The sequence below is a fragment of the Xanthomonas bonasiae genome, from assembly GCF_017163705.1.
Lineage (GTDB): Bacteria > Pseudomonadota > Gammaproteobacteria > Xanthomonadales > Xanthomonadaceae > Xanthomonas_A > Xanthomonas_A bonasiae.
On sequence record NZ_JAFIWB010000027.1, the window covers coordinates 1 to 22,568 of the forward strand.

Annotated in this window: 16 protein-coding genes; 7 read left to right on the top strand and 9 right to left on the bottom strand. The window is 71.2% G+C overall.

Going from position 1 to position 22,568, the window contains the following annotated elements:
* Positions 1-48 precede the first annotated feature (48 nt).
* From JR064_RS18815 to pqqA, 7 genes are all read right to left on the bottom strand, one after another.
* Positions 49-1,824 (bottom strand): chloride channel protein, encoded by a 1,776-nt coding sequence (locus JR064_RS18815; protein WP_406848096.1) that lies wholly within the window; start codon positions 1,822-1,824, stop codon positions 49-51.
* A gap of 16 nt (positions 1,825-1,840) precedes the next feature.
* Entirely contained in the window at positions 1,841-2,353 is a 513-nt protein-coding gene (locus JR064_RS18820) for a hypothetical protein (protein ID WP_179566509.1), read from the bottom strand.
* A 188-nt stretch (positions 2,354-2,541) separates the two neighbouring features.
* On the bottom strand, positions 2,542-3,663 hold the full coding sequence (gene pqqE / locus JR064_RS18825) for a pyrroloquinoline quinone biosynthesis protein PqqE (RefSeq protein WP_206230720.1): 1,122 nt from the start codon (positions 3,661-3,663) through the stop codon (positions 2,542-2,544).
* Positions 3,660-3,938, bottom strand: a complete 279-nt coding sequence (gene pqqD / locus JR064_RS18830) for a pyrroloquinoline quinone biosynthesis peptide chaperone PqqD (protein WP_191824322.1) — start codon at positions 3,936-3,938, stop codon at positions 3,660-3,662. Before pqqD ends, pqqE begins: the two co-directional genes overlap by 4 nt.
* A complete protein-coding gene (pqqC, locus tag JR064_RS18835; protein ID WP_191824321.1) occupies positions 3,935-4,681 on the bottom strand; it encodes a pyrroloquinoline-quinone synthase PqqC in 747 nt (248 codons plus the stop codon). Before pqqC ends, pqqD begins: the two co-directional genes overlap by 4 nt.
* Positions 4,682-4,691: 10 nt before the next feature.
* Positions 4,692-5,591, bottom strand: a complete 900-nt coding sequence (pqqB, locus tag JR064_RS18840) for a pyrroloquinoline quinone biosynthesis protein PqqB (RefSeq protein ID WP_191824320.1) — start codon at positions 5,589-5,591, stop codon at positions 4,692-4,694.
* A gap of 63 nt (positions 5,592-5,654) precedes the next feature.
* A complete protein-coding gene (pqqA, locus tag JR064_RS23415; RefSeq protein WP_206230721.1) occupies positions 5,655-5,780 on the bottom strand; it encodes a pyrroloquinoline quinone precursor peptide PqqA in 126 nt (41 codons plus the stop codon).
* A 218-nt stretch (positions 5,781-5,998) separates the two neighbouring features.
* Between pqqA and JR064_RS18850 the strand changes: the two genes are divergently transcribed.
* Complete coding sequence (locus JR064_RS18850; protein WP_206230722.1) at positions 5,999-8,155, top strand: RelA/SpoT family protein; 2,157 nt, start codon at positions 5,999-6,001, stop codon at positions 8,153-8,155.
* Positions 8,156-8,346: 191 nt separating this feature from the next.
* Positions 8,347-9,747: a hypothetical protein gene (locus tag JR064_RS18855; protein ID WP_206230768.1), complete on the top strand. Its 1,401-nt coding sequence runs from the start codon at positions 8,347-8,349 to the stop codon at positions 9,745-9,747.
* Positions 9,748-9,987: 240 nt separating this feature from the next.
* Here JR064_RS18855 and JR064_RS18860 read toward each other — a convergent pair whose 3' ends face one another.
* The gene (locus JR064_RS18860; RefSeq protein ID WP_206230723.1) at positions 9,988-12,084 is read right to left on the bottom strand and encodes a glycosyltransferase; all 2,097 of its coding nucleotides are present in this window, start codon (positions 12,082-12,084) and stop codon (positions 9,988-9,990) included.
* A gap of 93 nt (positions 12,085-12,177) precedes the next feature.
* Between JR064_RS18860 and mrcB the strand changes: the two genes are divergently transcribed.
* The 5 genes from mrcB (at position 12,178) to JR064_RS18885 (ending at position 19,043) form a co-directional block, all read left to right on the top strand.
* Complete coding sequence (gene mrcB, locus JR064_RS18865; RefSeq protein WP_206230724.1) at positions 12,178-14,625, top strand: penicillin-binding protein 1B; 2,448 nt, start codon at positions 12,178-12,180, stop codon at positions 14,623-14,625.
* A gap of 16 nt (positions 14,626-14,641) precedes the next feature.
* A complete protein-coding gene (locus JR064_RS18870) occupies positions 14,642-15,166 on the top strand; it encodes a hypothetical protein (protein ID WP_191824317.1) in 525 nt (174 codons plus the stop codon).
* A 182-nt stretch (positions 15,167-15,348) separates the two neighbouring features.
* Entirely contained in the window at positions 15,349-17,349 is a 2,001-nt protein-coding gene (gene yoaA, locus JR064_RS18875) for a DNA repair helicase YoaA (protein ID WP_206230725.1), read from the top strand.
* A gap of 78 nt (positions 17,350-17,427) precedes the next feature.
* The gene (gene tsaB, locus JR064_RS18880) at positions 17,428-18,129 is read left to right on the top strand and encodes a tRNA (adenosine(37)-N6)-threonylcarbamoyltransferase complex dimerization subunit type 1 TsaB (protein WP_206230726.1); all 702 of its coding nucleotides are present in this window, start codon (positions 17,428-17,430) and stop codon (positions 18,127-18,129) included.
* Complete coding sequence (locus JR064_RS18885) at positions 18,126-19,043, top strand: ADP-ribosylglycohydrolase family protein (protein WP_206230727.1); 918 nt, start codon at positions 18,126-18,128, stop codon at positions 19,041-19,043. The genes tsaB and JR064_RS18885 overlap by 4 nt, the downstream gene beginning before the upstream one ends.
* 63 nt (positions 19,044-19,106) lie before the next feature.
* Here the strand turns inward: JR064_RS18885 and JR064_RS18890 are convergent, their stop codons facing one another.
* A complete protein-coding gene (locus tag JR064_RS18890) occupies positions 19,107-22,103 on the bottom strand; it encodes a TonB-dependent receptor (RefSeq protein WP_206230728.1) in 2,997 nt (998 codons plus the stop codon).
* Positions 22,104-22,568 lie beyond the last annotated feature (465 nt).

Sequence of the window (22,568 nt, forward strand, 5' to 3'; positions counted from 1 at the left end):
CCCCAATCCCCAATCCCCAATCCCAAATCCCAAATCCCGGCCCCTAACTCAATCGTCGACCCGCTCGCCCATCAGCTCGCGCTGGCGCTTGTCCAGTTCCTCGGCGTAGCGCTTGCGCACGAAGCTCTCGGTCAGCACGCCGAGCACCTTGCCGTGGTCGTCGACCACCGCCAGTTCGTCGCTCTGGGTCAGGTCGAACTGGCGCATCGCGGTGACCACGTCGGTCTCGGCGCGTAGTGCCACGTCGCGGTTGCCGGCGTAGTCGGCGATGGCCGCGTCGGCGTTCACGCCGTCGGCGTAGGCGGCGGCCAGCGTCACCAGCCCGGCGTAGTGGCCCTGTTCGTCTTCCAGCACCACGCGCACGCCCGAGCCGAGCGGGAAACGGCGGCGGAACTCGGCCACCGAGGTGCCGGCGGCGAGCGGGTGCACGTCCTGGCGCATCATCCGCCCGGCGCTCAGGTGCTTGACCCAGCCCACGTCGCGCGCGCTCTTGATGGTCTCGCCGCGCAGGTGCAGGCGCCAGGTCGAGAACGAATAGCCGAACACCTGGCGCACGATGGTGTTGGCCACCAGCACCGCCACCATCACCGCGCTGGCCAGCACGAAATCGTGGGTGCCCTCGAGCACCAGCATCGCCATCGTCATCGGTGCGCCGACCACCGCCGCGGCCAGCGCGGCCATGCCGGCCAGCGAGGCGGCGGTGCCGTCGACCAGGGCCATGCCGGTGCCCAGGTTCAACAGCCCGGCGAACAGGCCGCCGACCAGCGAGCCCATGAACAGCGAGGCGAAGAACAGGCCGCCGCGGAAGCCGAAGCCGAGCGAAATGCCCGAGGCCAGGCACTTGAGCAGCAACAGCACGCCCAGCCATTGCAGCGAGGTCGGGCTGGTCAGGTCCAGGTGCAGCGCGCCGTGCCCGGAGGAGAGCACCTGCGGGGTGATCAGCGCCAGCGGGATCAGCATCAGGCCGCCGGCCACCGGCCGCGCCCAGCGCGGCAGCGGGCTGCGGTTGACCGCCTGCTCGATCGCGCCGACCAGGCGCATCACCGCCACCGCCAGCAGCGCGCAGATCGCGCCGAGCAGCGCGTACAGCAGGTAGTCGCGCGCTTCCAGCGCGGATGCCGCCGAGGCCGGCAGCAGGTACGGCTGCACGCCGGCGGCCTGGGCCACGAACACCGCGCCCAGCGAGGCCACCGCCACCGGCGCCAGCGCCGATGGCGAGTACGCGCCGATCACGATCTCGAACGCGTAGAACGCGCCGGCCAGCGGCGCGCCGAACGCAGCGGCGATGGCCGCGCCGGCACCGGCGCCGACCAGGGTGCGGATGTCCGCGCGGCGCAGGCGCAGGATCCGTCCCAGGTGCGAGCCGCTGCCCGCGCCCATCTGCGTGTACGCCGCCTCCAGCCCGACCGAGGCGCCGCAGCCGTTGGACAGCAGGGTCTGCGCGGACACGATCAGGTTGTCGCGCATCGACATGCGCCCGCCGTACAGCGCATTGGCTTCGACCGCATCGATCAGCTGGCGCTTGCGCGCGCGCGCGGCCATGCCGAGCAGGCCGACCAGCAGCCCGCCCAGCGGCAGCACCAGCAACTGGCCCAGGCTCAGTTCGGGCATCGCGCTGAGCCGGGCATCGACGTCCAGGCCGTACAGCCAGGCCTGCGCGCCATGCGCCAGGCCGCTCTGCAGCAGGGTCAACAGGCCGGCGACCAGGCCGACCAGCAACGCCAGCGCGATGAACCAGACGTCGCTGGCGCGGAAGCGCCGGCGCAGCGCGTCGGCGAGGCTGTGCGAGGCGTCGGCCAGGCCCAGCCGCGGATGCTGGCGCACGTTCACGGCCTGCGCCTTACTTGACGCGGCGTACCTTGGCCTGGGTGTTGTAGGTGTCCACCTGCATGTACCACACGCCGCCGATGCCCGGCTTGATCCGCACCTTGGGCGCGCTGCGGCGCACGCTGCTCAGGCTGGCGGACTCGGTCTGCTCCCATTCCTGGCCGTTGGCCAGCACGTAGCGGCGGCCCTTGGAGAAGCCGGTGAACTCGCCGACCAGGGTGCTTTCGATCGGTTCCTGGCTGCCGAAGTCGAAGAAGCCGCGGTTCTTCACGATCACTTCCTGGCGGCCTTCTTCCTTGGCCTTCTCCAGCGCCACCGCGGTCTCCTTGGCGACCTTGCCCTGCAGCCAGTCGTTCAGCGCGGTCAGTTCCTGCGGCGACAGCTTGTCCAGCCCGGCGGCCTTGAATTCCTGCGCCGACATCTGCGTCTGCAGGTCGCCGGCGACGGTGCGCTGGGCGGCGGCGGGGACGGCGCACACGGCGAGCGCCGCGCACAGGACCAGGGGAGTGAGGCGCGCAAGCAGCATGGCGGGATCCGGGCAGTGGAGTGCGACGTAGTGTAGTCGCAAGACGTGGCGCGGGTGCTGGGTGGCGATGCCCGCCAGTGCGCTGCTGCTGCGGTCATGCCCCGCTGTGCGCCATCCCACGGCGATGGCGCGGGTCACTCGCCGACGCCGCCGCACGCGGTTGGCCGGCGCAGATGCCCGGCCGGCGATCAGCCCGCGCTGGACTCGGTTTCCGCTTGCGGCCGTGCCGGGCGCCGGTACACGAACGCCGGCGCCGCAGCGGCCGCCTCGCGCTGGGCCAGCGCCTGCACGTCGGCATGCTCGGGCGCGCGCTCGCAGACCGGGTCCAGCGTGGCCGCATCGCCGCTCAGCGCCAGCGCCTGGCAACGGCAGCCACCCCAGTCGATCTCGCGTTTCGGACAGCCCTGGCACACCTCCGGCATCCATGCGGTGCCGCGGTAGCGGGCGAACGCCTCGCCGTCCTGCCAGATCGCCGCCAGCGGCCGCTCGCGCAGGTTTTCGAACACCATGTCCGGCAAGGTCTCGGCGGCGTGGCAGGGCAGCACGTCGCCGCGCGGCGAGATGTTGACGAAGCGCTGGCCCCAGCCGCCCATGCACGCCTTGGGCCGGTGCGCGTAGTAGTCGGGGGTGACGAAATCGATGGTCAGCCGGTCGCCCAGCCGTTCGCGCGCCGCGGTCACCGCGACCACGGTGGCGTCGATCTGCGCGCGGCTGGGCATCAGCGCGGCGCGATTGCGCAGGCCCCAGCCGTAGTACTGGGTGTGCGCCACTTCCAGGCGCTCGGCGCCCAGTTCCAGCGCCAGCTCGATCATCGCCGGCACCCGTTCGGCGTTGTGGCGGTGGATCACCGCGTTGATCGTCAGCGGCAGGTCGAACGCACGCACCGCGGCGGCGAACGCGCGCTTCTTGGCCAGGCTGTCGCGGTAGCCGGCGATGAAGTCGGCGCCGGCGGCGTCGGCGTCCTGCACGCTCAGTTGCACGTGTTCCAGCCCGGCGACGGCCAGCTGCGCCAGCATCGGCGCGCCGCCGGCCACGCCGGAGGTGATCAGGTTGCTGTACAGCCCCAGCGCGCGCGCATGCGCGACCAGCTCGGGCAGGTCCTTGCGCAGCATCGGTTCGCCGCCGGAAAAATGCGCCTGCAGCACGCCCATCGCCGCGGCCTGGTCCAGCGCCGAGCGCCAGCCGGCGGTGTCCATCTCCTCGCGCAGGCCGGCCAGGGCGATCGGGTTGGAGCAGTACGGGCAGGCCAGCGGGCAGCGGTGGGTCAGCTCGAGCAGCAGCGACAGCGGCGGCGGCACGGTCGCGTTCATGCGCGCAGCAGACGCTTGCCGTGCAGGTCCGCGGCCAGCTCGAGCACGTCGCGCTCGACCTCGGCCGGATCGGCGTCGAACTCCGCGGCCAGGTCCGCGGCGATCGCCGCCAGCGAGCGCGTGCCGTCGCAGCGCGCCACGATCGCATGCGCGATCTCGTCCAGTTCGACCACCCGTTCCGGCGCCAGCAGCACCCATTGCGCGCGGGTGCGGTCGTGCTGCAGGCGCACGCCGGCGGCCAGCCGCGGGCAGCTGTCGGGCGCCGCTGCGCTCATGCCGCCGCCTGCGCGGGCGCGGCGACGAACGCGTCCGGCCAGGCCACGCCGGGTTGCACGTAGGCGAAGTGCAACGCATCGAGCTGCGACCACAGCACGCCGCACTTGAAGCGCAGCGCGTCCTGCACCAGTTGCTGCTTTTCCACCGTGTCGGCGTGGCGCTTGACGTAGTCCAGGGCGAAGTCCGAATCGCGCGGCGCCTCGTGCAGGCGGTGCTCGAAATACGCCAGCGCCTCGCGCGAGACGAAATCGTAGTGCTGCAGCATGCCGGCGACGCGGCGGCCGATGATGCCCGGCGCGAACAGCTCGGTCAGCGACGAGGCGATCGCTTCCAGCAGGCTCTTCTCGCGCACGAAGTGCAGGTAGGCCTGCACCGCGAAGCGGGTGCCCGGCAGCAGGGCGCGGCCGGATTGCACGAGCGCGCGGTCCAGGCCCAGCGCGTCGGTCAGGTGCAGCCAGCGCGCGATGCCGCCTTCGCCATCGGCGCTGCCGTCGTGGTCGACGATGCGCTGGCGCCAGATCCGGCGCAGCGCCGGATCGTCCATCCGCGCCAGGATCGCCGCGTCCTTCAGCGGGATGCAGCGCTGGTATTCGTAGCGGTTCAGCGCCCAGGCCTGGACCTGGCCGCGCTCGAGCCGGCCGCTGTGCAGCAGCGCGTGGAACGGGTGCTGGTCGTGGTACAGGCGCGCGCCGATCGCGCGCAGTTCCGCTTCCAATTGCTCGGGGCTCAGCAATGCGCTCACAGGCGGGTTCTCACAGGGTGATGTCCATGCCGTCGTGGGCGACGTCCCAGCCGTGCGCGGCCACCGCTGCGCGTTCGGCCGAGCCGGCGTCGAGGATCGGGTTGGTGGTGTTGATGTGGATGAAGACCTTGCGCGCCACGTCCAGGTCGGCGAACGCGCGCAGGGTGCCGGCCTCGCCATCGATGCTGAGGTGGCCCATGCGCTGGCCGGTCTTGGCGCTGACCCCGAGCTGCACCAGTTCGTCGTCGCGCCACAGGGTGCCGTCGAAGAACACCAGTTCGGCGCCGCGCAGGCGCGTGCGCAACGCGTCGGTCATGGTCGCGCAGCCGGGAATGTAGTGGAAGCGATGGCGGCCGTCGTCGATGGTCAGGCCCAGGGTCTCTTCGTCGGAGCCGGCCAGGTCGCCGCTGTGGCGGCTCTCCATGAACAACGGCACCTTGCCCGGCACCGCGAACGGCGTCACCTGCAGGCCGAGCAGCGACAGCGGCGTGTCCAGGGCGAAGGCATGGCGCTGCACGTACGCCGGGTGCAGCGCGTCGAAGATCGGATTCTGCGCCAGCAGGTCGAGCACGCGGCCGCTGGCATGCAGGTCGAAGCGCTGGCTTTCGCGCATCGACAGCAGGCCGGCGATATGGTCGATCTCGCCGCTGGTCAGCAGCACGGCCTCGATCGGCGAATGGCGCAGGTCGCGTTGCGGCCACAGCGCGGGGGTGGCCAGCAGCTGTTGGCGGAAATCGGGGGAAGCGTTGATGAGCAGCCAGCGCTGGTTGTCGGCGCTGACCGCGATGCTGGCCTGGGTGCGACGTTGGGCACCCGCAAGCTGTTGCCATGCCCGCAGGCTCGCGGGTGTATGGCAGTTCCATTGCGGGTGCCCTCCGCCGGCCGCCGATCCCAATACGATGAGGTGCATCCGGTCTCCGTCTACGGCGCCTGGCCGGTCACGCATCGTCTCGGGAACGGGGCTGACACGCGATCAAAGCTCGCCGGAGGCGTAACAGTTGATTTCCGCACCGACGCAGATTTCGCGGATCACGGGCTTGTTCCACTTCTTCATGGGCGTTCCTCTTCGGGTGGGATCACAGGGCGACGACGGCGACATCGGTTTCAGCGGAGCGCGGCGTCGGTTTCGAGAATAGGCCCGCACCCCACGGGGGATGTGAAATTTCCGGTAAGGGCGGGCCAAGTCGCAAGCCGGTCACAGTGAGCTTCTGGTAGGGATGCAGCCGCGGCGGTCCGCGCGGCGTGTTGCGCGCAATTGTGGGCGGGCGCGCAAGCGCGCTAGTGTAGGCGGCACCGCTTCGTCACGATCGTCCGTCCTTGAATCACTCTTCCCATCCCGGTCTGGAGGCGCTGCTGCAGCGTCCGGCCGCCGCCGCGCTGGCGCCCGCGCTGCGCGAAGCGCTGTTGCAGGCCTGGCACGCACAGCCGGAACAGACCGCGCGCGCGCCGTGGCCGGTGCTGGCCGATACGCTGGACGCGCTTGCGCTGCTGTCCGCCGACGAAGCGGCGCTGCTGGCCGCGCTGCTGTTCGACCTGCCCGGCTTGCGCGCGCAGCTGGCGCAGTTGCCGGTCGCGCCGCCGGCGCGGGCGCAGGCGGTGGTCGGCCTGCTCGACGGCCAGGACGCGGCCGACCAGGTCTGGGCGCTGCATGCCGGGCGCGAGGCCGGGCGCAACAGCGAAGGCCTGCGCCGGCTGCTGCTGTCGATCGTGCAGGACCTGCGCGTGGTGCCGATCCTGCTGGCGCGGCAGCTGGCGAAGATGCGCGTGGCCGACAAGCTGCCCGAGGCGCAGCGCCGCGCGCTGGCGCAGCTGACCCGCGACATCCACGCGCCGCTGGCCAACCGGCTGGGCATCTGGCAGCTGAAATGGGAGCTGGAGGACCTGGCGTTCCGCCACCTGGAGCCGGATACCTACCGGCGCATCGCGCGCGAGGTGGACGAGAGCCGGGTGGCGCGCGAGCGCTATATCGAGGCGGTCAAGAAGATCCTGTCCAAGGCGCTGGGCGAGCAGGGCCTGCAGGCGGAGATCAGCGGCCGGCCCAAGCACATCTACAGCATCTGGCGGAAGATGCAGAAGAAGCGGCTGGCCTTCGACCAGCTGTACGACCTGCGCGCGGTGCGGGTGATGGTCGACGACGTCGCCGCCTGCTACGCCGCGCTGGGCGTGGTGCATGCGCTGTGGGCGCCGGTGCCCAGCGAGTTCGACGACTACATCGCCCGGCCCAAGGCCAACGATTACCGCTCGCTGCACACCGCCGTGGTCGGCCCGGAAGGGCGCACGATCGAGGTGCAGATCCGCACCCACGAGATGCACGCGCAGGCCGAGCTGGGCGTGGCCGCGCACTGGAAGTACAAGGAAGGCGGCAAGGGCGCGGAGAAGGCGTTCGACCGCAAGATCACCTGGATGCGGCAGCTGCTGGAACAGTCGCAGGACGGCGAGCAGGGCGGGCTGGCCGGCGCGCTCGACGCCGAGCTGGTCGAGGACCGGGTGTATGCGCTGACCCCGATGGGCGAGGTGATCGACCTGCCGCAGGGCGCCACGCCGCTGGATTTCGCCTACCACGTGCACACCATGGTCGGGCACCGCTGCCGCGGCGCCAAGGTCAACAACCGCATCGTGCCGCTGACCCACAAGCTGCGCAGCGGCGACCGCGTCGAGATCCTGACCGGCAAGGAGGCCGAGCCGCGCCGCGACTGGCTGCTGCCGGCCAACGGCTACCTGGCCAGCGGCCGCTCGCGCGACAAGGTGCGCGCCTGGTTCCACAAGCTCGACCGCGCGCGCAACGTGCAGGCCGGCAAGGACCTGCTCGAGCGCGAACTCAAGCGCCTGGGCCTGCAGCACGCCGACCTGTCGCCGGCGGCGAAGAAGTTCCATGCCGACGGCATCGAGGAGCTGTACATCCAGGTCGCGCTGGGCGACGTCGGCCCCAGCCAGGTCGGCCGCGCCCTGCACGAGGCCGAACGCGCCGCGGCGCAGCCGGCGGCGCCGGCACTGCCGCGGCCGACCGCACGCCGCAGCGGATTGGCCAAGTCCAAGTTCACCGTGCAGGGCGTGGGCAACCTGCTGGTGCAGCTGGCGCGCTGCTGCCAGCCGGTCGCCGGCGAGCCGATCGCCGGCTACCTGACCCGCACCCGCGGCGTCACCGTGCACCGGGTCGATTGCGCGTCCTTCGCCCGGCTCGCCGCCAGCAACCCGCAACGGGTGCTGCCGGTGGAGTGGGGCCAGGCCGGCGGCGGCTACGAGGTGGACGTGCTGGTGCGGGCGATGGACCGGCGCTGGCTGCTCAAGGACATCACCAACCTGATCGCGCAGGAGGACGCGCACGTGCTGGAGATCAACAGCGACAACGTGCGCGACAGCGGCCGCACCCAGTTGCGGCTGCGCCTGAAGGTCGGCGACTACGGGCAGCTGTCCACCTTGCTCGGCAAGCTCGACGCGCTGCCCGGGGTGGACGAGGCGCGGCGCCTGGGCTGACCCGGGCCGCGCGCTGCGCGCGCATGCATGGTCTTGCCATGCACGCACGCTAAGCTTGCGCGGTGAGCAAGCCGCCAGATCAGGTCAGGGACGAACGCCGGCGCCCGCAGCGGTCGGTGCCGCTGTGGCGCGACCGCCGTGTCTGGCGCTGGGCGCTGGCCGTCCTGCTGCTGGCGGCGCTGGCGCTGGTGATGTTCCGCCGCCCGCTGGCCGATCTGCTGTGGCCGGAAACGCGGATCCAGCAACTGCTCGACCAGGGCAATGCGGCATTGCGCGCCGGCCGCCTCAGCGCCGCCGACGGCAGCGGCGCGCGCGAGCGCTACGAGGCGGCGCTGGCGCTGGACGGCGACCGCCTGCAGGCACGGGCCGGGCTGGCCGCGACCGGCCGCGCCGCGCTCGGCCAGGCGCGTGCGGCGCTGGCCGCCGGGCGCTATGCGCAGGTGCGCTCGGCGTTGGCGCTGGCGCGCGCGCTGCAGGTGCCGCGCGCCGACGCCGATCGTATCGACGCCGCCTTGCGCCAGCGCGAAGCCGCGCATGCCGGGCTCGACCAACTGTTGCAAAAAGCGGCGCAGGCCCAGCGCGAGGGCCGCCTGGACGGCGCCCCCGACGCAGCGCTGCCGCTGTACCGGCAGGTGCTGGAGTTCGCCCCGGAACGGACCGCGGCGCTGGAAGGCCGCGAGGATGCCTTGTCGGAATTGCTGCAGCGCGCGCAGGCGGCGCTGGCGCGCGGCGACGTGGCGGCGGCCGCGGCGCTGGTGGACAGCGCCCGCGACTACGACCCCGGGCACGTCGACCTGCCGGCGGCGCAGGCGGCGCTCAATCGCGCGCTGGAAGCCTTGCAGCGCGAAATCGATGCAGCGCTGCGCCGGCAGCGGCCGGACGCGGCGGCGCGGGCGCTGGCCAAGCTGCGCGCGGCCGCACCCGATGCCGCTGGCGTGCGCGATGACGAGGAGCGCGTGGCCGCGGCGTATGCGGCGCAGGTCACGCGCGCCGCGGCCGATTTCCGTTTCGCCGAGGCCGAGCGCGCGCTGCAGAAGGGGCAGGCGGTGGCGCCCGACAACCGTGCGCTGGCCGACGCGCGGCAGGCGCTGACGCGCGCGCGGCAGAGCCAGGCCACGCTGCATTCGCCGCTGTCGCCCGCCGCGCGCGCGCGCCGCCTGCAGACATTGCTGGCGGAACTGCAGGCGGCCGAGGCGCGCGGCGACTGGCTGACCCCGCCCGGCAGCAGCGCCTACGATGCGCTGCAGGCGGCGCAGGTGCTGGCGCCGCGGGATGCCCGCGTGCGCAGCGCCGAGCAGCGCGTGCTGGCGGCGCTGCGGCGCTGTTTCGACGACGAATTGCGGGGCAACCGGGTGCTGGCGGCGAGCGCGTGCTACGACGCCTGGCGTGCGCTGGCGCCGGGCGGCAACGGCGTGGCCGCGGCACGCCGGCGCCTGGCGCAGCGCTGGCTCGCGGTCGGCGACGAGCGCCTGAGCGCCGGCGACGCCGACTTCGCGCGCGAGGCGCTGCGTCGCGCCCGCACGATCGATCCAGGCACGCCGGAGCTGGCCGCGTTCGAGCGCCGCTTGCGCAGCTTGTCGCCCGGGCGCTGAGTGCCGTTGGGCAGCGGGTTGCTACGTCGGCGAGAGGGGCAGCCGTGTGGCCGAGCCGTCCCGGCTCCGGATGTGGTTGGTCGCGGCTGAAGCCGCTCCTACAGAGGCGTGCCGAGCGCTTGCAGGGTGCACTGTAGGAGCGGCTTCAGCCGCGACGCTTTACCGGTAGCGCATCAGGGCGATGGAAGGCTGCTAGCCAGAGCCGCTGCTGTGTCGGACGTCAACGGCTTCACAGCAACCCTAGTCGAGAAACACCTGCCGCACCGTGGCGCGCGCCGCGTCCAGCGAAAAGTGGGTGGCGATGTTGCGCAGGCCGTTGGCCGCCAGCGTGTTCCACAGCCCCTCGTCGGTGTACAGCTGCGCCAGCGCGGCGACGAACTGCGGCGCGCTGTCGGCGATCAGCACGTCCTCGCCGTGGCGCAGGTGCATGCCTTCCACCGCGCACGGCGTGGCCACCACCGGTTGCCCGTGCGCCATGCTCAGGTTGACCTTGCCCTTGACCCCGGCGCCGAAGCGCAGCGGCGCCACCGCGATGCGGATCTCGTCCATGTAGGCGACGATGTCCGGCACGTAGCCGAGCAATTCGACCCCGGGCGTGGCGGCGCCGAGGCGGCGGATGTCGTCGGGCATGTCGGCGCCGATGCAGTGGAAGCGCAGGTCCGGCAGCAGCGCGCGCAGCGGCGGAAACACCTCCTGCAGGAACCAGCGCACCGCATCCACGTTCGGCGCATGGCGGAAGCCGCCGACGAACACCAGATCGCGGCGCTGCGCCCACGGCAGGCCCGGCCCGGCCACTTCGTGCAGATTGGAGATCAACGCGGTGCGCACCTGCGGCGCCTCGCGCTGCAGCTGTTCGCGCTCGACCCCGCTGACCAGCACGGTGACATCGACCTGGGCCATCACCTCCAGCTCGCGCGCGCGGGTGCGTTCGGCCTCGCGCAGCAGCCGTGCGTCGCCGGCCAGCTCGGCGCCGCGGCGTTCGCGCAGGTAGTGCAGATCGACGGTATCGAACAGCCGCCGCGCCTGCGGCGCGAAGCGGCGCAGCAGCGGCAGGCAGGCATGGGCGACGTGGTGGCGCACCAGCAGCACCGCATGGAAGCGTGCGCCGTGCTGCTGCAGGAACCCGCTCACGCTCTTCAGGTAGGGCGCATACCACACCTCCACGCCGAGCCGCTGCAGCGCCTCGCTGTGGCGGCTGGCGTACTCGCGGCCGCTGGGTACGAACACCACGTGCGCGCCTTCCTGCAGCAGCAGGCGGATCAGGTTGAGCTGGCGCAGCGAGGCCGAGTCGCGGTCCGGTTGCGGCAGCGCCTCGTCGAGGATCAGCACCTGGCGCTGCCGCCGGTGCAGTTGCGCCGGGGTCGGCGTGGTGCCGGGCGGCAATTGCCGCGCCAGCACATCGGCCCATTTGGCCGCGAACACGCCGCGGTTGCGCACCTGGTAGGCCTTGATGCCGCTGCCGGTATCGGTGCCGTTGCTGGTGCCCTCGTCGTGCACCACCTGGCTCGCCGGCTGCAGCAGGGTGCGCAGCCCGGCCTTGCGCACGGCGAACGCCAGGTCGGTGTCCTCGTAGTAGGCCGGCAGGTAGCGCGTGTCGAAGCCGCCCAGCGCCAGGAAGCGTTCGCGCTCGATCGCCAGCGCCGCGCCGGCGCCGTAGTCGATGTCGCGCAGGTAGGCGTAGCGCGGATCGTCCGGCGATTCGAAGCGGCCGTAGCTCCAGGCGCTGCCGTCGGCGAAGACCACGCCGCCGGCTTCCTGCAGGCGCCCGTCCGGATAAAGCAACTGCGCGGTGACCAGCCCGGCCTGCGGCATCTGGGCGAAGGTGTCCAGCAGCGCATCCAGCCAGCCCGGCTGCGGCACCGTGTCGTTGTTGAGGAACACCAGGTAGCGGCCGCGCGCGCGCGCCGCGCCCTCGTTGCAGGTGGCGATGAAGCCGCCGTTCTGGCGGCGCACGTGGTAGTGCAGGCCCTGGATCTGCGGCAGCCACTGCACGGTCTCATCGCTGCTGCCGTCGTCGATCACCAGGATCTCGCAGGCCGCGGCCGGCGGGTGCGCGGCGAGCGCGCGCAGGCAGGCGAGGGTATGCGCGACGTGGTTGTAGACCGGGATCACGATGCTGGCCAGCGGTGCGTCGCTGGCCGGCACCGCGAAGGCGGCGAACGGCTGCGGCGCGACCGCGAACAGCGTGCGCCGCGGAGGCGGCAGCGGCTGCGCATGCACGCGCAGCCGCTGCCAGGTACTGCGCCAGCCGCGCGAGCGCAGGCTGGCCAGGCCGCGCCGCAGCAGGCCGGCAAAACGGTTCAGGGCGTAGCGCAGGTTCGCCCAGGACATCGACATCCGTTGCAACTCCAGCTGAAACAAAGGGGACCCCGCGCCGCGCTGCCTGCTGGCCTGCGCTAGACTCGCCGGAATTTACATTCTCGCATCCCCGTGCCACGACGCTACGACGACAACGACACCGACGATCAGGACACCGACGATCTCGACAGCGGCGCCTCGCCCTGGCGCCGGCGCCTGCTCACCTGGGGCCTGGCCGCCACCGCGCTGGGCCTGGGCTTCCTGATCCCGTACACGGTCTATCTGAACAAGCAGGTGACGCAGCGCTTCGGCGAACTGCGCTGGCAGATTCCGACCCGGGTCTACGCCCGCCCGCTGGCGCTGGCGCCGGACACGGCGATGGACGCGCAGACGCTGAAGACCGAACTGGACGCGGCCAGCTACCGCGAGGACGCCGGCGCGCAGCGCCCCGGCACCTACCAGCAGGACGGCAGCCGCTTCGTCATCGCCAGCCGCGGCTACGTCGACGTGGACGGCCGGGTCGCGCCCAGGCGCGTGGAAGTGAGCCTGTCCGGCGGTCGTGTGGCGGCGCTGCGCGATGTGCAGACGCGCAAGTCGCTGACGGCCGCGCGGCTGGATCCGGCCCGCATCGCCACCTTGTACGGGCAGAAACAGGAAGAGCGCCGGCTGGTGCGGGTGGACGAAGTGCCCGAGCTGCTGGTCACCGGCCTGCAGGCGGTGGAAGACCGCGACTTCAACTACCACCACGGCATCGACCTCAGCGGCATGGTGCGCGCGGCCTGGGTGATGGTGCGCTCCGGCGGCAAGAGTCGGCAGGGCGCCAGCACCCTGACCCAGCAGCTGGCGCGCAGCGGCCTGCTCGGCATCGGCAAGGAACAGACGCTCACCCGCAAGTTCAACGAGATCCTGTACGCACTGATCATGGAAGCGCGTTACGACAAGCGCACCATCCTCGAGGCCTATCTGAACCAGGTCTACCTGGGCCAGCGCGGCAGCCAGGCGATCCACGGCGTGGCCTCGGGCGCGGAGTTCTGGTTCGGGCGTGAACTGGATTCGCTGCCGCCGGAGCAGGTGGCGCTGCTGATCGGCCTGGTCAAGGGGCCGTCCTACTACGACCCGCGGCGCTTCCCCGAGCGCGCACTGGACCGGCGCAACTTCGTGCTCGGCAAGCTGCGCGAAAGCGAGTTGATCGACGAGCCCACCTACCGCAAGGCGCTGGCCGCGCCGTTGGGGGTGCCGGCCAATCCGGGGTTGGTCGCGGCCAATCGCTTTCCGGCCTATGTGGATCTGGTGCGCCGCCAGCTGGCGCGCGACTACCCGGAAAGCGCGCTGCAGGGCGCCGGGCTGAGCGTGCTGACCGGCATGTCGCCGTCGGCGCAGGCCTATGCCGAAGGCGCGGTGACCCGCACCCTCACCGCGCTGGAAACCAACAAGAAGCGGCCGCCGCTGCAGGCCGGGCTGGTGCTGACCGACACCCACAACGGCGACGTGCTGGCGGTGGTCGGCAGCCGCGACGTGTCGCAGCCCGGCTTCAATCGCGCGATCGAGGCGCAGCGCCAGGTCGGTTCGCTGCTCAAGCCGTTCGTGTACCTGCTGGCGCTGGCGCAGCCGGACCACTACTCGCTGGCCAGTTGGGTCGACGATTCGCCGGTGACGGTGCAGCTCAGCCGCGGCAAGCGCTGGACCCCGGGCAACTCCGACAACCGCAGCCACGGCACGGTGCGCGTGGTCGATGCGCTGGCGCATTCGTACAACCAGGCCACGGTGCGGATCGGCATGCAGGTCGGGCCGGAGCGGGTGGCGCAGCTGATCAAGGTGCTGGCCGGGCTCGAGGCCGAGAACAATCCGTCGCTGATCCTGGGCGCGACCGACCAGAGCCCGTACGCGATGACCCAGCTGTACCAGTTCCTCGCCTCCGGCGGCGAGATCCAGCCGCTGCATGCGGTGCGCGGCGTGCTCGATCCGCAGGGCAAGCTGCTCAAGCGCTACGACAAGGCTCCGGCACCGGCGCAGGAAGGCGATTCGGTCGCGGCCAACCTGGTCGGACTGGCGCTGCAGCAGGTGGTCAGCAACGGCACCGCGCGGCAGCTGCTCGGCGACGGCCTGGGCAAGCTGACCCCGGCCGGCAAGACCGGCACCAGCAACGATGGCGTGGACAGCTGGTACGCCGGCTACACCGGCGATCATCTGGCGGTGATCTGGATCGGCAACGACCAGAACAAGCAGACCGGCCTGTACGGCGCCACCGGCGCGATGCGGGTGTGGTCGGGCATCTTCGCGCGGTTGCCGAGTTCGCCGTTGAAGGTGCAGGGCAAGGGCATCGACTGGCAATGGATGGATCCGGCCGGCAGCAACAGCACCGATCCCAGTTGCCCTGGCGCGCGCCAGTTCCCGTTCGTGGTCGGCTTCGCCCCGGCGTATGCGCCGTGCGCGCCGCCGCAGGCGCTGCCCGAAGAAGGGCAGGCGCCGTCCGCCGACGGCGAACAGGGCCGTGGCGGCGGCTGGCGCAGCTGGTTCGGCCTGGACAAGAAGAAAGAAGCGCCGCCCGCCGACGCGGCGTCCACCCCTCCGGCGCAATGATCCACGGATGCCTGCCATGACCCGATACACCCCCACCGTCGCCATCGCCGCGCTCAGCCTGCTGCTGGCCTCCTGCGTCAGCGCACCGCCGCCGCCCCCGCCGCCGCCGGTGGACACCACCACCCCGGCGCAGCGGCTGGCCGCGATCGAGGCCAGCGGCGGCGCCGACGACACCGAACTGAGCGTGCAGCCGTTGCGCGATCCGCAGGTCGAGGACCTGCGCGACAGCGCCAAGCGCAAGCGCGCGGCCGGCGACCTGGCCGGCGCGGCGGCGGCGCTGGACCAGGCCCTGCAACTGGTGCCGGAAGACCCGGCGCTGCTGCAGGACCGCGCCGAACTGGCCTTGCTGCTGAAGGACGACGCGGGTGCCGAGGCCTTCGCCAAGCGCGCCATCGACCTGGGCTCGCAGACCGGCCCGCTGTGCCGGCGCCACTGGGCCACCATCGAGCAGTCGCGGCTGGCCCGCGGGCAGAAGGAGAACGCGGCGTCCGCGCACGCGCATATCGAAGGCTGCACGGTGGCGGGCATCAAGCGTTATTGATCGGGAGCCGGGAATCGGGAATCGGGAATGGAGAATCGGTAAAAGCCGCGGCGTTCCTGGCGGGTTGCAATCGCGGCGACGGCTGGCCTTCCTGCCCCGTTGGTGCCCACTGCAACTAGCGGAGTAGCAGCGCCGCTTTTACCCATTCCCGAATCCCGATTCCCCATTCCCGGCTTCCACCCATGTCCCTCAGCCACGCCAGCACCGAAGCGCTCAGCGAAGGCGGTGCGCTCGCCCGCCAGCTGGATGCGTTCGTGCCGCGTGCGGCGCAGTTGCGGCTGACCGCGGCGATCGCCGAGGCGTTCGAACAGCGCGACGTGCTGCTCGCCGAGGCCGGCACCGGCACCGGCAAGACCTATGCGTATCTGGTGCCGGCGCTGCTGTCGGGACTGAAGACCATCGTCTCCACCGGCACCCGCGCGCTGCAGGACCAGCTCTACCACCGCGACCTGCCGCGGGTGCGCGCGGCGCTGGGCGTGGGCCTCAACAGCGCGCTGCTGAAGGGCCGCGCCAACTATCTGTGCAAGTACCGGCTGGAGCAGGCCAAGGGCGAGCCGCGCTTCACCTCGCGCGAGCAGATCGCGCAGTTCCAGCGCATCGTCGCCTGGGGCGGGCGCACCCGCTTCGGCGACATCGCCGAGCTGGAGGCGCTGCCCGACGATTCGCCGCTGCTGCCGATGGTCACCTCGACCATGGACAACTGCCTGGGCACCGAATGCCCGTTCTGGGGCGAGTGCTTCGTGGTGCAGGCGCGGCAGCGCGCACAGGCCGCCGACGTGGTGGTGGTCAACCATCACCTGCTGTTGGCCGACCTGGCGCTGAAGCAGGAAGGCTTCGGCGAGATCCTGCCCGGCGCGCAGGTCTTCGTCATCGACGAGGCGCACCAGCTGCCGGAACTGGCGGCGAACTTCTTCGGCGAAAGCTTCGGCATGCGTCCGCTGCAGGAGCTGGCGCGCGACTGCCTGGCCGAGAGCCGCCACGTCGCCGGCGCGCTGGCCAGCCTGCAGGCGCCGGTGCAGGCGCTGGAGCAGGCCTTGCGCGAACTGCGCGCGGCGATGGAAGGGTTGCCCACCCGCGGTACGCAATGGCGGCTGCTGGCCAAGCCGCAGGTACGCGACGGCTTCGATGCGCTGCTGGCGGAACTGGCGCGCTTGCAGGACAGCCTGGCGGGGCTGCGCGAAGCCTCGCCCGGTTTCGACGCCTGCGCCGCGCGCGCGCAGGAGATGCGCGCGCGCCTGGGCCATTGGCTCGGCGACGACGCGCCGATCCCCGATTTCGACGCCGAGCCGGCGCCACCGTCCAACGATGTGCTGTGGTACGAACTGAGCGCGCGCGGCTTCCGTTGCCAGCGCACGCCGCTGGACGTGTCCGGCCCGCTGCGCCTGCACCGCGAAAAGTCGCACGCGGCGTGGGTGTTCACCTCGGCGACGCTGGCGGTGAAGGGCGATTTCGAGCACATCGCCACCCGCCTGGGGCTGAGCGATCCGATGACCTTGCTGCAGCCCAGTCCGTTCGACTGGGCGCGGCAGGCGCTGTGCTATCTGCCGGCGCTGCCGGACCCGAACGCGCGCGGCTTCGGCACCGCGCTGATCGCGGCGTTGCATCCGGTGCTGCAGGCCTCGCAGGGCCGCGCCTTTCTGCTGTTCGCCTCGCACCGTGCGCTGCGCGAGGCCGCCGAAGCGCTGCGCGACGGGCCGTGGCCGCTGTTCGTGCAGGGCGAGGCGCCGCGCGCGAGCCTGCTGCAGCGCTTCCGCGAATCCGGCAACGGCGTGCTGCTCGGCTCCGCCAGTTTCCGCGAGGGCGTGGACGTGGTCGGCGATGCGCTGAGCGTGGTGGTGATCGACAAGCTGCCGTTCGCCGCGCCGGACGACCCGGTGTTCGAGGCGCGGCTTGACGCGATCCGCCGCGACGGCGGCAACCCGTTCCGCGACGAACAGCTGCCGCAGGCGGTGATCGCGCTGAAGCAGGGCGTGGGCCGGCTGATCCGCAGCGAGACCGACCGCGGCGTGCTGGTGCTGTGCGATCCGCGGCTGCTGTCCAAGTCCTACGGCCGCACCTTCCTGGAGTCGCTGCCGCCGTTCGCGCGCACCCGCGATGTCGAGGACGTGCGTCAGTTCTTCGGCGCCGGCGCCGCGCTGCCGGTGGATAATCACGAACACGTCGCCTCGCCGCCGTTCGACTAGCCGGCGCACGGCATCCGCTTTTGCTCCTCGCTTCGCTTTTTCGAATCCCCAATCCCGAATCCCCAATCCCGGCCTCCAATGAAAATTCTCGCTTTCGAAACCGCCACAGAAGCCCTCTCCGTCGCCGTGCATGTCGATGGCGCGGTGCGCGAGCGGTTCGAGCTGGCGCCGCGCCGGCATGCCGAGCTGGCGCTGCCGTGGGCCGAGCAGTTGCTGGCCGAGGCCGGCATCGCGCGCAGCCAGCTCGATGCGATCGCCTTCGGCCGCGGCCCCGGCGCGTTCACCGGGGTGCGCCTGGCGATCGCGCTGGCGCAGGGCATCGCGCTGGCGCTGGACCTGCCGGTGCTGCCGGTGTCCACCTTGCATGCGCTGGCCTTGCGCGCGCCGGACGATGCGCCGCAGGTGCTGGCCGCGATCGACGCGCGCATGGGCGAGATCTATGCGGCGACCTTCGTGCGCGATGCCGACGGCCTGCACGCGCTGACGCCCGAGCAGGTACTGATCCCGGACGCGTTCGTATTGCCGCAGACGGACGCGCCCTGGCATGGCGTCGGCACCGGGCTGGCGGCGATCGACAACGCGCTGCAGCGGCGCCTGCACGCGCAGTTGCGCAGCGTCGATGCGCAGGCCCTGCCGCATGCCGCCGACGTGCTGACCCTGGCGCTGGCGGCCCACGCGCGCGGCGAAGCGATCGCGCCGGAACGCGCCGAACCGGCCTATCTGCGCGACAACGTCGCGCTGACCCTGGCCGAGCAGCAGGCGCAGCGGGCCGCACGATGAGCGCGGACGAGCGCGAGCGCGCGCGTTTTCGCGGCTGCCTGCTGGGCCTGGCGGTCGGCGATGCGCTCGGCACCACGCTGGAATTCAAGGCGCCGGGCAGCTTCGCGCCGATCGACGACATGGTGGGCGGCGGTCCGTTCGATCTGCAGCCCGGGCAGTGGACCGACGACACCTCGATGGCGTTGTGCCTGGCGCACAGCCTGCTGTATCGCGACGGTTTCGACGCCGCGGACCAGATGAACCGCTATTGCAACTGGTACCGCCATGGCTACCTGAGCAGCACCGGCACATGTTTCGACATCGGCAACACCGTGCGCCAGGCGCTGGAGCGCTACCTGGACGGCGGCCCGGCCTTCAGCGGCAGCGCCGACCCGCGCGCGGCCGGCAACGGCTCGCTGATGCGGCTGGCGCCGGTGGCGATGTACTACGCGCATCGCCCCGAAGGACTGGCCGACCGCGCGGCGGACAGTTCGCGCACCACCCATGCCGCCGCCGAAGCGCTGGATGCCTGCCGGCTGTTCGCGTTGCAGTTGCGCGCGGCCCTGCTCGGCGGCGATCGCGTGCAGGTGCTGCAGGCGCCGGATGTGGCCCTGGACACGCCGGCGCTGCGCGCGCTGGCCGTGCGCGACCATGCCGCGGTGCCGGCAACGCAGATTCGCGGCACCGGCTACGTGGTCGATGCGTTGTCGGCGGCGCTGTGGTGTTTCGCGACGACCGAGTGCTTCGCCGATGCGGTACTGCGCGCGGCGAATCTCGGCGACGACGCCGATACTACCGCGGCGATCTGCGGGCAGTTGGCCGGCGCCTTCTACGGCATCGACGGCATCCCCGCGGCCTGGTGCGAGCGTGTGCAGGACGCGGCGGACATCTTCGCGCTGGCCGATCGCCTGCATCAGGCCAGCGTGGCGGGATGACCGCATGCGGGGAGGCCGGCGATGGCTCGTCGGTCTCCCCGCGCTGCGGCCGCGCGGTGGCGGTCAGTAGTCGTAACTGACGCTCAGCCGCAGCGAGCGCGGTGCCTGGCTCACGAACGCCGCGCCATAGACCGGATCGCTCACGCCCGGATCGGTTTCCGAATACGGGTACTTCCACAGCGTGGCCTGGCCGTTGAAGACGTTGAACACGTCCAGGTTGAAGGCCAGCTTGTGGTCGGCGTACGCCGGCCGCCACGACACCCCCAGATCGAGCTGCTTCAGCCACGGCAGCCGGCCCTGGCTGCCCGGAGGCGCCGCCTTGCCTTGGTAGTAGTGGTAGGCGATGCCGTAGCCGGACGGGTCGCTCTGGTCGGCGCCGTAGGAGCCCAGCGCGCTGAACGGCGAACCGGACACCAGCTTGAGGTTGGCCGACACCAGCCATTCGGGATTGAACTGGTAATAGCCGTAGAACTTGAACTGATGGGTATGGTCGTTGCTCTGCGGGCCGTTGGTGTGTTCCATCAGCTGCGCGTAGTCCCAGGCCTGGGTGGTGGACACCGCGGTCTGGCCGATGCCCGACAGCAACTGGCCTTCGGTGGTGCCGTAGCTGCGCGACCAGGTGTAGTCGAAGCGCCCGTACCAGCGCTGGTCGAACGGGTGCTCCAGCGACAGGTTGAGCCCGTAGTAGTTGCGCTTGAACTTGGGAAAGCCGAGCTCGGCATTGCTCAGCGGGACGCTGACGTAGTTGCCCGAGGTGTCCACCAGGGTGAAGGTGTTGGACTTGCCCGGATTGATCAGCCAGCAGCTGACCGGATTGCTGTCCAGGGTCACCGTATGTCCTTGCGCGGCCGCCGCCGCGAACACCGTGTCGCTGTCGCAGTAGTCGTCCACGCCGCTGCGCAGGACCCGGTAGGTGCCCTTGGCGCCGTAGACCCAGTTGTCGCCCCAGGCCTTGGTGAAGCCGAGGATGAACTCGTCCTGGAACGAGGGCTTGATGCCCTGCGTGGCCACGGTCTTGGCATCGGGCAGGATGCCGTAGTTGTTGTTGGAGGAGACCGCGCCGGAGATCTGGGTCAGGTCGGTGGGGTAGCCGTTGGCGTCGATGCCGCCGTAGGTGTAATAGGTGGAGGTCGCCAGGGTCGCGCCGGCGGCATTGAATGCCGGGTTCAGCGGCAGCGCCAGGTAGTAGCGGCCGGCGTTGCCGTAGACCTTGAAGCGCGCGTCGCCGTCGACGTCCCAGCTGAAGCCCAGGCGCGGCGCCCACTGCCCGCTGGTCTGCTTGATGTAGGCGTCGCCGTCGCGGTTGTAGTTGGTGAACTGGTCCAGGCGCAGGCCGAGGCTGAGCAGGAAGCGGTCGCTGACCTGCCAGTTGTCTTCGATGTACTGCGCGCGCTGCACCGCGCGCACCGAGGCCAGGGCGCTGTAGACGTACCTGCGCACGTAGTAGCCGTCCTCGCCGTTGGCGTAGCCGCCGGTGGCCGGCACGCCGAGGCCGGTGTTGATCGGTATGTCCGGATTGGATTGGCCGTAGATCCACTGGTACCCATCGCCCGAGGCCACCGAGCCGCGGTTGAGCGCGCGCGCGTTCTGGTTGTCGATGCCGACGGTGATGCTGTGCGCGCCGATGACGTAGTTCAGGTCCAGCCGCAGGTTGTCGGTGCGGTTGCCGCGGTCGGGATCGACCAGCAGCGAAGTGGTCTGCGTATTGGTGATCGGGGTGCCGCCGGTGTAGGCCGGGTTCTGGAACGAGGTGCCGCTGAGGTAGGTCAGCGCGCCGTTGTAGGTGGGGTTGCCGGTGTAGTCGTCGGTGCGCTGCTTGCCATACTGGGCGCTGAAGGTCAGGCGGTCGGTGAGGTAGCCGGTGTACTTGGCGGTCCACAGGTCGCCGCCGGTCTTGGTGGTGTTGGCGTCGCCGCGCAGGTCGCCGATGTCGTAGCCGCTGTACTCGTAGTACTTGCCGCGGGTGATGTAGCGGCTGGAGGCGCCGGTGATCTCCAGCAACTGGTTGTCGCTGATGTTCCAGTCGAGCTTGGCGTACCAGCTCGGCCGGCGGTAGTGGTAGTCGTAGTAATACTCGCCCGGGGTGGTTTCGCGCGCACCGTAGAACCTGTCGCCGTCCTGGCGCTGCAGTTCGTAGGAGCCGAAGAAGAACAGCTTGTCCTGGATCAGCGGACCGCCCGCGTACAGGCTCTGGGTGCTGAGCGTCGAACCGCTCTTGCTGTCCGGCCGGTACAGGGCGCCGTTGCCGGGCGCGTAGACGTCCTTCTGCGAGGAGCGCAGGCCATCGGGTTCCCAGGTGGCCTGGCCGCCGAAATGCCATTCGTTGCTGCCGCGCTTGCCGACCGCGTTGATCACGCCGCCGTCGGAACGGCCGTACTTGGCGCTGTAGCCGCCGGTGTAGACCTCCAGCTGGTCGATGCTGCCGTAGGGCAGGGTCAGTCCGCCCAGCCCGCGCAGCGGGTCGGTGGTGTTGAAGCCGTTGATGTAATAGGCGTTCTCCGCAGCCGAGGAGCCGCCGAAGCTGAGCAGTTGCGCGCCGGTCGGGCCGGTATAGGTGCCGCTGCCGCTGTTGCCGGCCACGCCGGGCGCCAGCTGCGCGATCGCCTCGGCCGAGCGTCCCAGCGGCAATCGCTGCAGCTGTTCGGCGTTGATCACGGTGCGCGAGTCCACGCTGCTCACGTCGATCGCGGCGGCGGCGCGGTCGGCGCTGACGTTGACCCCGGTCAGGCTGGTGACCGCGGCGAAGGAGACGTCGGTGACCGCGCCGACGGTGAGGCCGACGCCTTCGCGGCTGCCGAGCACGGCGTCGTCGGCGCCCTTGGCGACGACGGTGTAGGTGCCAAGCGGCAGCTGGCCGATGCTGTAGCGGCCGCGCGCATCGACCGCGACTTCGCGGCTGAGGCCGCTGTCGCTGCGCACCTGCACGCGCTGCGCGTTGGCCGGCGCCTGGCCGGCGACGGTACCGGTGGTGGACTGGGCCAGGGCGGCGGGCGCAGCGAGGGCGGCGCCCAGCGCCAGCGCGAGCAGGGCGGGCCTGCGAAGGAGGTGGGGCTTTTTCATGGAGGAGGCGACTCGGGGTAGTGGGGGGCGGGGACGCGCCGCGCCGGCCTCCGAGTCACTCGTCCTTGGCGATGCGGTGTGCGCGGTAACGTTCCCCGCCACCATTAACCTTAATGTGACGCCTATTCAGAAATGCCGCGTCGTTATGTCGCTGGCATGAATCGTTATCTCGATGCTTGCCGCAGGCGCGCACGCCCTGCCACGCGATGCAAATAGCAGCTCCCTTCTCCCATCGGGAGAAGGTGCCCCGCAGGGGCGGATGAGGGTACGGGCGGAGCCTCGAAACGTTCAGTGCCACCGGGCGATCCGTGCCGGCCGTACCCTCACCCCAACCCCTCTCCCGGTGGGAGAGGGGCTCGGTTTGTCCCTTCTCCCTCCGGGAGAAGGTGCCCCGCAGGGGCGGATGAGGGTACGGGCGAAGCCTCGAAACGTTGGGTGTCGCCACGCAGTCCGTGCCGGCCGCAC

What these genes read in the sequence shown, in the direction of transcription:
- JR064_RS18820 (WP_179566509.1), bottom strand. Translation starts at nt 2,353, where the DNA reads ATGCTGCTTGCGCGCCTCACTCCCCTGGTCCTGTGCGCGGCGCTCGCC.
- pqqE (WP_206230720.1), bottom strand. Translation starts at nt 3,663, where the DNA reads ATGAACGCGACCGTGCCGCCGCCGCTGTCGCTGCTGCTCGAGCTGACC.
- pqqD (WP_191824322.1), bottom strand. Translation starts at nt 3,938, where the DNA reads ATGAGCGCAGCGGCGCCCGACAGCTGCCCGCGGCTGGCCGCCGGCGTG.
- pqqB (WP_191824320.1), bottom strand. Translation starts at nt 5,591, where the DNA reads ATGCACCTCATCGTATTGGGATCGGCGGCCGGCGGAGGGCACCCGCAA.
- pqqA (WP_206230721.1), bottom strand. Translation starts at nt 5,780, where the DNA reads ATGTCGCCGTCGTCGCCCTGTGATCCCACCCGAAGAGGAACGCCCATG.
- JR064_RS18855 (WP_206230768.1), top strand. Translation starts at nt 8,347, where the DNA reads ATGTTCCGCCGCCCGCTGGCCGATCTGCTGTGGCCGGAAACGCGGATC.
- JR064_RS18860 (WP_206230723.1), bottom strand. Translation starts at nt 12,084, where the DNA reads ATGTCGATGTCCTGGGCGAACCTGCGCTACGCCCTGAACCGTTTTGCC.
- JR064_RS18870 (WP_191824317.1), top strand. Translation starts at nt 14,642, where the DNA reads ATGACCCGATACACCCCCACCGTCGCCATCGCCGCGCTCAGCCTGCTG.
- yoaA (WP_206230725.1), top strand. Translation starts at nt 15,349, where the DNA reads ATGTCCCTCAGCCACGCCAGCACCGAAGCGCTCAGCGAAGGCGGTGCG.
- tsaB (WP_206230726.1), top strand. Translation starts at nt 17,428, where the DNA reads ATGAAAATTCTCGCTTTCGAAACCGCCACAGAAGCCCTCTCCGTCGCC.
- JR064_RS18885 (WP_206230727.1), top strand. Translation starts at nt 18,126, where the DNA reads ATGAGCGCGGACGAGCGCGAGCGCGCGCGTTTTCGCGGCTGCCTGCTG.
- JR064_RS18890 (WP_206230728.1), bottom strand. Translation starts at nt 22,103, where the DNA reads ATGAAAAAGCCCCACCTCCTTCGCAGGCCCGCCCTGCTCGCGCTGGCG.